Source organism: Chryseobacterium sp. 2P, from assembly GCF_059579425.1.
On sequence record NZ_CM184194.1, the window covers coordinates 2,364,469 to 2,377,365 of the forward strand.

The 12,897-nt window shown below is 35.4% G+C and carries 10 protein-coding genes; 3 read left to right on the forward strand and 7 right to left on the reverse strand.

All coding sequences use genetic code 11. The features are described from left to right. Positions 1 to 476 precede the first annotated feature (476 nt). Together AC52CF_RS10820 and AC52CF_RS10825 are read left to right on the forward strand one after the other, a co-directional pair. A complete protein-coding gene (locus AC52CF_RS10820; RefSeq protein WP_496518187.1) occupies positions 477 to 1,217 on the forward strand; it encodes a DUF6261 family protein in 741 nt (246 codons plus the stop codon). 837 nt (positions 1,218 to 2,054) lie between these two features. Further along, positions 2,055 to 2,426 carry a hypothetical protein gene (locus tag AC52CF_RS10825; RefSeq protein WP_214589594.1) on the forward strand — a complete coding sequence of 124 codons (372 nt, stop codon included), beginning with the start codon at positions 2,055 to 2,057 and terminating at the stop codon, positions 2,424 to 2,426. Between the two features lie 97 nt (positions 2,427 to 2,523). On the opposite strand, the gene AC52CF_RS10830 is transcribed toward AC52CF_RS10825, so the two are convergent. From AC52CF_RS10830 to AC52CF_RS10860, 7 genes are all read right to left on the reverse strand, one after another. Continuing rightward, a complete protein-coding gene (locus AC52CF_RS10830; protein ID WP_496518188.1) occupies positions 2,524 to 3,417 on the reverse strand; it encodes a hypothetical protein in 894 nt (297 codons plus the stop codon). Positions 3,418 to 4,255: 838 nt separating this feature from the next. Continuing rightward, on the reverse strand, positions 4,256 to 4,822 hold the full coding sequence (locus AC52CF_RS10835; RefSeq protein ID WP_496518189.1) for a hypothetical protein: 567 nt from the start codon (positions 4,820 to 4,822) through the stop codon (positions 4,256 to 4,258). Between the two features lie 77 nt (positions 4,823 to 4,899). Continuing rightward, positions 4,900 to 6,039, reverse strand: coding sequence for a hypothetical protein (locus AC52CF_RS10840; protein WP_496518190.1), 1,140 nt, complete (start codon positions 6,037 to 6,039; stop codon positions 4,900 to 4,902). 176 nt (positions 6,040 to 6,215) lie between these two features. Continuing rightward, positions 6,216 to 6,791: a hypothetical protein gene (locus AC52CF_RS10845; protein ID WP_496518191.1), complete on the reverse strand. Its 576-nt coding sequence runs from the start codon at positions 6,789 to 6,791 to the stop codon at positions 6,216 to 6,218. 153 nt (positions 6,792 to 6,944) lie between these two features. Then, positions 6,945 to 7,982, reverse strand: a complete 1,038-nt coding sequence (locus AC52CF_RS10850; protein WP_228423085.1) for a peptidylprolyl isomerase — start codon at positions 7,980 to 7,982, stop codon at positions 6,945 to 6,947. Between the two features lie 81 nt (positions 7,983 to 8,063). After that, entirely contained in the window at positions 8,064 to 8,573 is a 510-nt protein-coding gene (locus AC52CF_RS10855) for an FKBP-type peptidyl-prolyl cis-trans isomerase (protein WP_288460830.1), read from the reverse strand. Positions 8,574 to 10,777: 2,204 nt separating this feature from the next. Beyond that, positions 10,778 to 11,848, reverse strand: coding sequence for a branched-chain amino acid aminotransferase (locus AC52CF_RS10860; RefSeq protein WP_336717259.1), 1,071 nt, complete (start codon positions 11,846 to 11,848; stop codon positions 10,778 to 10,780). 84 nt (positions 11,849 to 11,932) lie between these two features. On the opposite strand from AC52CF_RS10860, the gene mnmC2 reads away from it, so the two are divergent. Next, entirely contained in the window at positions 11,933 to 12,607 is a 675-nt protein-coding gene (gene mnmC2, locus AC52CF_RS10865) for a tRNA (5-methylaminomethyl-2-thiouridine)(34)-methyltransferase MnmC2 (protein ID WP_496518192.1), read from the forward strand. Positions 12,608 to 12,897 lie beyond the last annotated feature (290 nt).

Sequence of the window (12,897 nt, forward strand, 5' to 3'; positions counted from 1 at the left end):
TGTTTAAATGCTCTCATCATGACAAGCATAAAAAAAATCAATCTATATATGTACAGAATAATAACTGTTCTCTGTTTTGTACAGGCATTATAAGAATTTTTATATTTTTGATGAAACTCTTTGAAAGAGAGCATGGCAAAAAAAATAAAACAGCACAGGAGAATAAAAAAAGCTGCCGGAAAGTTTACAGAAAAAACATAAAATTCAGGATTGCATTATCGGAAACTTCCGAAAGTCTCATCCTCTTCGGGTTCTCTCCGTCGGAATTTCCGACGACCCGAAACTGTTTTGGTTTGCGCCGCCGGAGATCTCCGAAAGCTTACTTTGATAGTGGTTTGCCCTGCCGGAATTTCCGACGATAAGAACCTCTTACAGTTTGCCGTCGGAAATTTCTGAAGATAGAGAAAAAAAAATATCCGCAGACTCAGTAAGACCCTGATCCTCTGTGGCAGATATAATAATAAAATATAACGCACATGAAAAAACTAATTTCGATGGATGCCACAAAACTGCATCATGCCGAATTCGGGCAGCTTATCATCCGTTTCTATGAAGATTTTGCAGCTTCTGCCCTGAATGCAGAAACAGACCTGGATTTTAAAAGAATGTACGATGCCATACAGGCACAGATTCCCACGTATAACAGCGCACTCGATCAGATACGTGCCAGTGAAGAATCTAAAAAAATCGCTGAACTGGACGATATTCGTGATGCCGACATGCAGGCGCTGAGAGATGCCATAAAACCGTACAGAAACGCTAAAACAGAAACTGAAAAGAATGCCTATGCTTTCGTAAAAATTCTTCTGGATCAGTATAAAAATGTGCAGGACGATTCTTACGAAGAAGAAACCATCCGCCTGAATACAATGCTGGAAAAGCTGCTTTCTTCAGAATACAGCGCAGCGGTTTCAGCTTTGGGGCTGGTAAAATTCATCAATCATCTGGCAGAATCCAATACGGATTTTAATGATCTTTTTTCGCACCGTTCTTTTAAGACTTCCCAGAAACAGACCTATGATGTCAAGATGCTGAGACAGACGCTGAACACAGATTACAAACAGATGTGCAATTACATCGCAACGTTAGCCGATGTGAAGCAGGATATTTTTTATCAGAATGTTCTGGCGATCATTAATAACGGAAGGAATTACTTTGCCAATATTGTTCTGGCAAGAAGACAGGGAAAAAAGAATAATGATCCTAAAACAGATTAATCTTAAAACCGCTCTTTTAAGGGCGGTTTTTTTGTTTAAAATTCTGATGAAGAGACTCTTCGACAGGCTCAGAGTGACACCGTGAATACTTATTACGATATTTAAACAATGAAAAATTGTTTCGTTATTTTCTTTGGTAAAATCATTAACACAAATCGTGTTATTTTGATTGAAATTTTGCGAAGATTATCGAAAGAAGAACCTTTTTGAATGATCTCCCGCAGATTTTGCAGATTGCGCAGATTTTTTTCAATTTAAAATTGTTTGTACTTTCTCAAATGTATTCCTATCATTTTGTCATCCTGAAAGGATCTAACCAAATTATAATGATTATTCAGCGATGAACAAATCCTACGAAAAAGAGACTCTTCGACAAGCTCAGAGTGACAGCGCGAATGCTAACTCTATTATTTAAACAATGAAAGATTGTTTTTAGAAAAACCTTTAACGCTACATTGTCATCCTGAAAGGATCTCAACGATACATTAAAAACTTTGTTTAGATGCTTTCAGCATGACATACTGTAAATAAATCACCCTCCAAATGTTCTAAAAGTTATTTTATTTTTTGGTTTCTCGCTGATTGAGCAGATTATGCAGATTTTTAACTTAATCATCTGTTAAATTTGCAGAATCTGCGGGAGATAATAATCCAAATCCTTCAGAAAAAGAGACTCTTCGGCAGGCTCAGAGTGACACCGCGAATACTATATGCAATATTTTAAAACAATGAAAAATTGTCGAACATTTTTCATTCATTGAAGCACTTTAAAATAAATTTATTCGGTGTCTCAACTCTCAAAAAATTATCCTACTTTTAGCCCTTAAAATAATAAACATGAAGAAACTCATTTTTGCATTCTGCATGATCCTTGTATGCAGCAGCCAGATCGTAATGGCACAATCTAAAGCCAAAACAAAAGTACAGACTACGAATTCCAAGGAATCCATCTTAAAAGCAATGTATAAAGACATTTCTGAAAGCATGGTAAAAGAAGGAACTCCCAAAGAAAAGGCTGAGAAATTTGCAGACTGTCTTACTAAAGATCTTGGTGCAAAATTAACTACTGACGAGCTTAAAATGCTTGACAAGCTGAATACGATGAAAGACAAAAAAGAAAAGGAAGAACTTGCGAAAAAAGCAGAAAAAATGGGGATCAGAAAGAAAATGGAAACCGTGGGTGTTAACTGTGGATCGATCCTGAAATAGTGACAATTCCCAACAATCCATAAGATTCTTATTCACAAAAAAAACAGACGGTACATTCATTTTTACCGTCTGTTTTTATATTTCTTTAAGCTGATTTCTACACAAACTCATTCGTATCAGCTTTATATTTTTTGTTGAACAATCCTGCCAGTTCCAGCTTTTTCAGATGGGCTTTGAGTCCGTTGATTCTTGTCGGATAATGGGTGTTTCCTATCGTACACAGATTCTGGAATGCTTTTTCGTGACTGTCGGTATCCAGCGCATAACTGATCCTGTCATACGTTCCTCTTCCCTGATGCAGAATATCGCAGATCATAAAGCATACTTTTGCAGGATAACCATTCAGATTAAGCCTTTTGCTGTACTTTTTCATGTTTTCTTTGTACAGACTGATCGACTGTTCCACCTGTACTCTTCTGTGATTCGGGTCATTGGTCGCCCAATGGATAAATCTTGCCGAACAGATAAGTTCCTGCTGTTCCACTTCATTGGTGGTAGGATTCAGATATTCCATCAGTTTTTGGGAGCTGCTGTCGTTCTCGAGTTGTGAGGTCGCTCCTGTATCATTTTTATAATAGATTCTGTCATCGATCAGGCGAAGTCTCGGGAAATAGTCTGAAGCGTTTTCCAAAGCCAGCAACTTCCTGAAAAATCTTACAAAATCTCCGTTCGGAACGTGTGCCGCAAACTGCATAAAACCGAATGTAAAGTACGCTCTGTCATAGGTATTGAGACAGAGAAAAGAGCCCTGACTTTCCACTTTCGCGGTAGCCTCGATAAAGTATGCCCAAAAACCAAATTCGTTCACATAATCGGCGGCATTGTACACCAGATTATTAGAAACCGAAACATTGTAAAGTCCGAATCTTTCCTCATACTTCGTTTTGTATGCCACAAAAAACTCAGGTTCTGTAAGACCGGTCAGCTTTGCATAATACGCGGTTTTTCCTGTGGAAGTAACTGCTGAACGGATTTTAAAATCGTAAGCCATAGTTAAAAGTTTTAAATTTAGTGTACTGCTAAGGTAAGACTTCCCTTTTATTTACGGAATAGCTATTTCGGGTAGTTTTATGTTTCGTAAAATTCAGAAGGATTTCAGTTGGTATTCGCGGTGTCACTCTGAGCCTGCCGAAGAGCTCGTTTCTGAATGCTTTATTTATTGATCTCTGTTCTTTTAAGTCATTATTTAGATCCTTTAAGAATGACAAGCTGCATGATTGTTATCTCCCGCAGATTATGCAAATTTAGCAGATGATTAAGTAAAAAAATCCGCACAGTCTGCTCAATCTGCGAGAAACCAAAAAATAAAATAACTTTCAGAACAATTGGAGGGTGATTTATTTACAGTATGTCATGCTGAAAGCATCTAAACAAAGCTTTTAATGTATCGTTGAGATTCTTTCAGGATGACAAAAATGCTGTAAAGACATTGAGAGAGTACAAACAATTTTACATTGAAAAAAAATCTGCATAATCTGAAAAATCTGCGGGAGATCATTCAAAAAGATTCTTCTTTCTATAATGCTTCGCAAAATTTCAATCAGAATGACAAGCGACCGTTAAAGATTTTGGCAGATAAAAAGAATTGTAAACAATTATTAATTGTTTTGTCTTTCGTTTAGTATTCGCGGTGTCACTCTGAGCCTGTCGAAGAGTCTCTTATTCTGAATGTTTTAGTCATTGGTATTTTAAAATTAATTGTACTATTCTGAGATCCTTTCAGGATGACAAAAATGCAGTAAATACATTTAAGAAATTATAAACAATTTTAATCAGACAACGATTTCTTTCTGGAATTCTTCTTCAGAATGAAAGAAGACCATTCATTACTATTCTAAATCACCATTAATTTCCCTGATTAAAGCTTCCATTTCACCTCTGAAATCATCTTCAAAAACCAATGGTCTGTTGTCTGACTGAATCATATTTTTTATTCTTTCGCAGATGTCTATGAGTTTTCCGATTAAAGAGTTCTCTTCGGGTGATGAGATTTTCCCCATTTTCAAAATGTTGGAGAAATAATACTGTACTCCGTCGAGAACAATACGCCGCTCTTTAGGGTATTTCGTCTGATAAAGCGCACTTTCAAACAATTGTTGCAGTATTTTATAGGAATCCGGTGACAGCTTTCTTTGATATTCTAAAATTCTTTCTGCTTCGTTACCTTCCGAAAGTCGGATCGCACGTTCTGCAATTTTATAAACGATGCGGTAGTTTTCGATTCCTTTTTTTCTTTCTACGAACAGAATTCTTTCGGTATCGAAAGAGGGAATTTCCAGAAAATACAGTTCTGCGTACACGTCTCCCATGAGTGCACTCATGATTTTCACAAAGCTGCCGAGACTTCTATGGCTCGAACTGCTTCCGCAAGGTTCAAGATGGTTTCTTTCTAACATGGTTTTTAGATTGAATGTAACTTTTCACTTCCGAAAACAGAAAGATCAAATACAGATGTTTTTTCCATCTAAATTATTTAAAATGGCAATTCATCACCATCATATTCTTTAAAATTAATCAGTTTATCTTTTATTATTTCTCTTGCATATATTTTAATTGTGTTTTCGGAGTCTAAAATCCCCTTCTCTTTATAAAAATCTTCAACATCATAAATATCCATCCATCTACTTCCTACCAAATTTAAGTTAAATAACTTTTCAAAAATGTAATGATTTGGAGAAATATCTTTTAATTTAATCTTCTCTAATTTTAAATTGTTTTCAGAAAGTTGAATAGCATTACAAATTGGAATGTGTAATCCACTGGAAACCATTTTTGCTTTTTCATGCTGCAATTTATCCGTTGGACGTAAAAATCCTGAGCAATAAGGCATTCTAAAATCGATTAAATCACTTTCTTGGTCAGGTGAATCACAGCATTTAGAATTGCAAAGCATTCTTTCCATTTTTTTCAATTGAGGAATTAAATTTTGATGTTGTGAAAAATATATAATTCCATCATCCCACGTCTTATATTGCAAAAACAAAAATCTAACTTGATTAGTTTTCAAATTATACTGTTCATATAAGAGATCAGCCCCAGAAATATGCTCTTCTTTATCTGGATGAAGTAATCTTAATCTTAAAAATCTATCTCTTGGTAATGCATAATCAACATACTTATACTCTGAAATTATTTTATCTCCCAAAAAACTTCTATCCAGTTGAGAAAAGTCTCTAACTAGAATTGCATTCTCTGTAAAACTTCTCGGCTTAAGATTTTCTATTCCACTGTATAATTGAGCTATACGTCTTTTGATATTTTTAATATCTTGATTTTTTGCTTGAGCCCTTATCATCAAATTATTTAATCGCTTGATTTCTTTCGACATTAACTCAGATGCATCAATAGTTTTACCTGAAATCTGAGTTTGTAAAGCAGCTTCTTCTTTAAAATATTTAACTAGATCACTATCATTTTTTTCAGACAAAATGTTATTAAATGTTTCATACAAATCTGGATCAAGATCATGAATTAGTCTTAAAGACTGTTCGTAAGTTGGTGGTTGTGATTTTCTTGTTGCAATAGAGACGGCATCTCTAATTCCAACAACAGTCTGAAAGGCAACATCTCTTTTCTCACCTATATTATTATCTTTTGAGCTAAAAAATTCCATCTATAAAATAATTTCATGATTTAAGAAATAAATATTATCAAAATTTATAATTATATTTCTTTACTAGTTATATTATACAATATATAATTAAAAATGCAATTATCAAAAAAATATATACTTATTTCAACAAAAAAACCACCCTTTCGGATGGTTTTCAGTAAATAAAATCAAAAACTTTAAATTTTATCCAAAATCTTCTTCGGCAGCACTTTTACCAACTGAGATTTGTATTCATTTTCGAGGATCACAAACTTCCAGTATTTTTTGTCTTTGGAAACGGCACAGGCTTTCATATTGGCGTTGATGAGGTAAGAATTTTCCTTCGCGGCATACTGTACATTGTTTTTACCGTATTTCTGAATCAGCATCGCTTGGATTTTCTTCTTCATGTCTTCATTCAGGGAACCGACATTGCATTTCAGCTTGAGAAAATAATTGACGATGGAGAAATATTCTTTATCAATCTGTTCCGGCTTTGCAATATTCCCAAACTTAAAATCCTGAATTTCAATCTTCATAAACGGATTGTTGTAGGTAATGTTCAGAATCTGCGTCATCTGATCTTTCGGAATCACCGTGAAAAATTTCGGATAGATGCAGTTCACCGACTGATCGATTTTCTTTGTTTTAATGGTATTCACGAAATACGACAGTGATTGTTTAATGGCTGTCTCTTCCGGATTTGCCTTCGTCTGAGCAAAAGACATCAACGACAGGAACATAAACAGAAACAGGAATGATTTGGTTCTCATAATTTTAAATAGACAGTTGTTACGATTTTCACAGAAGACGATTGTTTCTTCTTTCCTTAAATCTGTCGCAGAAGTCCGGCGAATCGTTACAAACAAACGGCAATGAAAAAAGCCATCCTTTCGGACGGCTTTCAGAATATTGTAAGATTCAGATTATTTTACTTTTACAAGCTCAACATCGAAGATTAACCATGCGTTTGGCGGAATTACTCCTCCTGCTCCCCTTTCTCCATAACCCATTGCCGGCGGAATCAGTAAAGTAGCCGTTTCACCTTCTTTTAACAAAAGGATTCCTTCGTCCCAGCCTTTAATCACTCTTCCCATCCCGATAGGAATTTCGATCGGCTCATTTCTCTTGAAAGAAGAATCGAATTCCGATCCGTCTACCAGCTTTCCTGCATAATGTACAGAAACGTTATCACCCGCTTTCGGAGCTTTTCCTTCTGTTGTTTTCGTGATTTTATAGTAAAGACCGGATTCTGTTTTCTGCATTCCTGCTTTCAGATCTTCAACCATTTTTTCCTGATTGGCTTTGAATTCAGCTTCTTTTTTAGCTTTTTCAGCCTCTTCTTTTGCTAAAAACGCTTTGTTGTTTTCTGCAATTTTAGCTTTTCCTTCTGTAAAGGTTTTTGCTGCATCGTAGTTTTTGTACTCGTCTCCTTTGCTGAAAACGGAAACTTTTTCCAAAACAATGTCAGTTTTAGGCTTATCCTGCGCTCCTTTTTCTACATTCGCAATCGCATCGATTACATCCTCACCTTTTACCACTTTTCCGAAGATCGTGTGTCTTCCGTCTAACCAAGGTGTAGCCACTTCTGTGATGAAGAACTGAGAACCATTCGTATTCGGACCCGAATTCGCCATAGAAAGCACTCCTTTTCCGGTATGCTTAAGATCGTTTCTTTCGTCCTCGAATTTATATCCCGGATCTCCCATTCCAGTTCCCTGAGGATCTCCCCCCTGAATCATGAAATCTTTAATCACTCTGTGGAAAATCGTTCCGTCATAATAAGGAACCCCTTTCGCTTTCGCTTTGTTATCGATTTTTCCTTCTGCAAGACCAATAAAATTAGCCACAGTTACCGGTGCTTTTTTATCCTCGAATTTTACGATCAAATTACCTTTTGTCGTCTGAAGATTCGCATAAAGTCCGTCATTAAGACCTTCGTAAGTTTCTTTGTCTACGTTCATTTTTTTATAAATTGGTGTACAACTCATCAGCGAAACACTTGCCGCCGCCAGAATTATATTCTTGTTAAACAATTTCATGGATTATAATGCTTTTAATTTTATGATTAGTGGGATATCATTATCTATTTTCTTCTCATCTCCGTACGTTCCATACGCCAGTGCAGACGGAACCAGAAGCGTAACTTCCTCACCGTCGTGTATAAAACGCAAAGCATCTTCTACCGCCTTCAGCTCATCAAAATGGCCGAATTTGGCATCTCTTCTTGCGATTGGCTGATCGTAGATTTTCGTCTGATCGAAGTCGTACAGGTCGTAAGAATAAGAAATCAGCGTATTGTCCTGCCTTCTCTGCCTTTGGTCAAAACCTTCCGTATTCGTCCAGTAATTAAGCTGTGTAGGATAAAATTTTACCGGCTGATTGCCAATCCATTCCTGAATATGATATCTTTCCTGTGCATTCAGATTTTTCATCCTGTTTTTGGAAACATCCAGATCGTTCTTGCTGAGAACGCCGCCAACGGGAGGATGAGTCTGCGCATTTTTGCTGCAGCTCAGTACACCCAGTATCGATATGAAGAGTATTTTTTTCATAAACTTTTGCGAAAATACACATTTCGGGAATCAATTACAAAACTTCAGGAACTTATTGAATTAAAAACTGTGACAATTCCCCTGTCTTCCTGAATGAGATTATTATGTAAATTTTCACTGCTTTTGAAAGGATTTTTATTTTTAAGGAGCTTTATCGCGCTTTCCGCACTCGCTATTTTTTTAGTTTACGGCGCGGCTTCGCCGCGCCGTAAACTAAAAAAATGAGCTCAGACAATTGCTGCAATCACGGCTAAGATTGCAGACATTTCTTACAACACCCTAAACAAGTACAGCTTGTTATTTTATTAAAAACTTTAACGAGTCATGTCATTCTGAATGAAATTTTGCAAAGCATTATGGAATGAAGAATCTTTTGAATAATCTCCCGCAGATTTTGCAGATTACGCAGATTTTTTCAATGTAAAATTGTTTATTCTTTTCTCCATGTAATTAAAGCATTTTTGTCCTCTTGAGAGGATTTCAACGATACATTGAGATCTTTCCTTAGATGCTTTCAGCATGACAAACATACTGTAAATAATTTACCAGATTGTGCTGATTTTTTTCAACGTAGAATTGTTTATACTTTCTCAATCCATTGACAGCACTTTTGTCATCCTGAAAAGGATTTCAACCATACATTGAAAACTTTCTTTAGATGCTTTCAGCATGACAAACATACTGTAAATAATTTAACAGATTGTGCTGATTTTTCTACTTAATCATCTGCGAAATTTGCAAAATCTGCGAGAGATAATAATCATACAGCTTGTCATCCTGAAAGGATCTAAACACAGGACTTTTAAAGAACAACAATCTATAAATAAATGGCTCGAAAAAAGCTCTTCGACAGGCTCAGAGTGACACTACGAATACTAAACGAAAGACAAAACAATGAATAATTGTTAACAATTCTTTTATCTCCCAAAATCTTTAACAATCCCATGTCATTCTGATTGAAATTTTGCGAAGCAATATGGAATGAAGAATCTTTTGAATTATCTCCCGCAGATTGTACAGATTACGCAGATCTTTTTCAATGTAAAATTGTTTATTCTTTCTCAAATCCATTGACAGTATTTTTTGTCATCCTGAAAATGATTTCAACAATACATTGTAAACTTTGTTTAGATGCTTTCAGCATGACAAACATGCTGTAAATAATTTAACAGATTACGCGGATTTTTCTGCTTAATCATCTGCTAAATTTGCAAAATCTGCGAGAGATAATAATCATCATGCAGCTTGTCATCCTGAAAGGATCTAAACACAGGACTTTTAAAGAACAAAAATCTATAAATAAATGGCTCGAAAAAAAGCTCTTCGACAGGCTCAGAGTGACACCGCGAATACTAAACGAAAAACAAAACAATGAATAATTGTCAACAATTCTTTTTATCTCCCAAAATCTTTAACAATCCCATGTCATTCTGATTGAAATTTTGCGAAGCAATATGGAATGAAGAATCTTTTGAATAATCTCCCGCAGATTTTGCAGATTAAGCAGATTTTTTCAATGTAAAATTGTTTATTCTTTCTCAAATCCATTGACAGCATTTTTGTCCTCTTGAGAGGATTTCAACGATACATTGAGATCTTTCCTTAGATGCTTTCAGCATGACAAACATACTGTAAATAATTTAGCAGATTACGCGGATTTTTTTCAACGTAGAATTGTTTATCCTTTCTCAAATCCATTGACAGCATTTTTGTCATCCAAGGCTTTCAACAATACATTGTAAACTTTGCTTAGATGCTTTCAGCATGACAAACATACTGTAAATAATTTAACAGATTGTGCTCATTTTTCTGCTTAATCATCTGCTAAATTTGCAAAATCTGCGAGAGATGATAATCATCATGCAGCTTGGCATCCTGAAAGGATCTAAGCAAAGAATAATATATGAATTTTAAAAACAGCGATAAATAATACATTCGGAATAAAAAACTCTGTGGAGTTTTATCTGTGTAGAAATCATATTTAGGCTTACGTTCGGCGTTCCGTAGGAACGCTATCTTTTAGAAAATAATTAATTGAGAATTATAGATATCAATCCTATGGATTGATAGACTTATTCTTACTTCTACACAGATTCTGCTCCTAAAGGAGCAACGATCTTCACTTCAAACTACTTAACTGATAAAAATTTAAAACAAAAAGCCGGAAAAAATTTCCGGCTTTTCAATATCTAACATTTAAAAAATTAAACTGTTTCCAATACGTGATCCACTAAAACTCTCCATCCGAAAGGATCGTCTGAAAGGTTTGTCTGAAGATTCACAAGGTCGTTTTTCAAAGTAACGGCGAAGCTTTCTTCGTCTGATAATCTTGGCAATTCAAGCTTTTCTCCTTTGTAGCCTAAAGCCTGGAAAACGGTAGTAACCACTGCTGTTCCTACTCCCCAAACTTCTTTTAAAGTTCCGTTTTTCTGAGCTTCTACAACGTCCAGAACTTTAATAGGTTCTACTTTTACTTCAATTCCTCTCTTTTTAGCCAATTGGATGAAGCTGTCTCTCGTAACTCCGTCAAGGATTTTTTCAGAAGTCGGAGGTGTATAAATCGTATCGTTGATTCTTACGAAAACGTTCATCGTTCCGCTTTCTTCGAAATATTCGTGAGTAGCATCATCAGTCCAGATAATCTGCTCATATCCTTCTTCAATTGCCAACTGAGTTGGGTAGAAAGAAGCCGCATAGTTTCCCGCAGCTTTAGCAGAACCTACTCCACCGCTTGCCGCTCTTGAATAATGGTCTGAAATTTTTACAGAAACAGGTTCTGTATAATACATCTTTGCAGGAGTTGCAACGATCGCGAACATATATTTATTGGCAACTCTCGCCTTCAATGCTTCTTCTGTAGCGAAAATCAATGGTCTGATGTACAAAGACATCCCTTCTCCGGAAGGGATCCATTCTCTGTCGATATCCACCAATGCTTTTAGTCCGTCCAAAAACATTTCTTCCGTTATTTCCGGCATGGCAAGACGTTTTGCCGACTTATTGATACGTTCAAAATTCTTTTCGGGCCTGAAAAGGAAAACCTGTCCGTCTTTGTCTTTATAGGCTTTCATGCCTTCAAAACAAGCCTGTCCGTAATTTACACCCATCATTGCCGGTGTAAATGCCAAAGGACCATAAGGAACCAATTTTACATCACCCCATTTTCCGTTTTCGTACTCACAGATGATCATATGATCGATAAAAGTATTTCCGAATGAAAAATTGTTTGGGTCGAATGTAGAAATTCGGGAGTTTTCAGTTTTTTGAATTATCATTTCTAAAATTTTTTATGAGGTTCTACAAATTTAACATAATTTTCTAAATATAAAAATTTTAGAGTAAATTTGTAAAAAAATAGCTTGAAAAGAGAAATTAAGACCACAAACGACGGAAGCAAAACACTGTTTATCAATGAATTAAATGAAAATTATCATTCACACCATGGTGCATTACAGGAAGCCGAACATGTGTTTATCAAAAATGGATTAAATTTAATAAATGATTACGAAATTAATATTTTAGAACTCGGTTTTGGAACAGGTTTGAATGTTTTGGTAACAATTAATGAATATTTAAAAACTGACAAAAATCATATCATCAACTATTTTACCCTTGAGAAATACCCCGTAAATGAATCGGAAATTAACGATTTAGCCTATTTTGAGCTTTTCGATAATCCAGAATTCAAAAATATTTATCAAAAAATTCATCTGGCAGAATGGGAAAAATCAGAAGAAATCATTAGTGGTTTCAACTTAAAAAAGATAGAATGTGATTTTTTTGATCTGAAGAATATCGATTTACCCGCAATAAATCTGGTGTATTACGACTGTTTCGGTGCAAGAGTACAGCCCGATCTTTGGGAAAAGCCCCTTTTTGAAATGGTTGCTGATAAAATGGCTGTTAACGGATTATTAACCACCTACTCTTCGAAAGGAAGCGTAAGAAGAATTCTTCAGGAACTGAACTTTAATGTTGAGAAAAAACAGGGACCTCTGGGAAAAAGAGAGATGATTAATGCGGTGAAGTTGTAAGGAAGGGAGATGGGAGATGGAAGCTTGAGGCTGGAAGATGGAGGTTTTATTACTTGATGTTTTATAGTCTTTAAAGTTTTGAATGTATACCTTATTATATATTGAAGTTTTTTTAATTTCATTCTAAAAGTTTGTCATTCCAGAGGAATCTAAATATCTCATTCGACAAAAGACTGGAAAAATTTGCTTCCTAATAGTTTTGAGTATGTAAATCTAAGGTTAAAAAAAATTAAAATCAGTCGTAAACTTCCAGATCATGTCTTCGGGCGTCCGACAAATTTTCCCTAAAT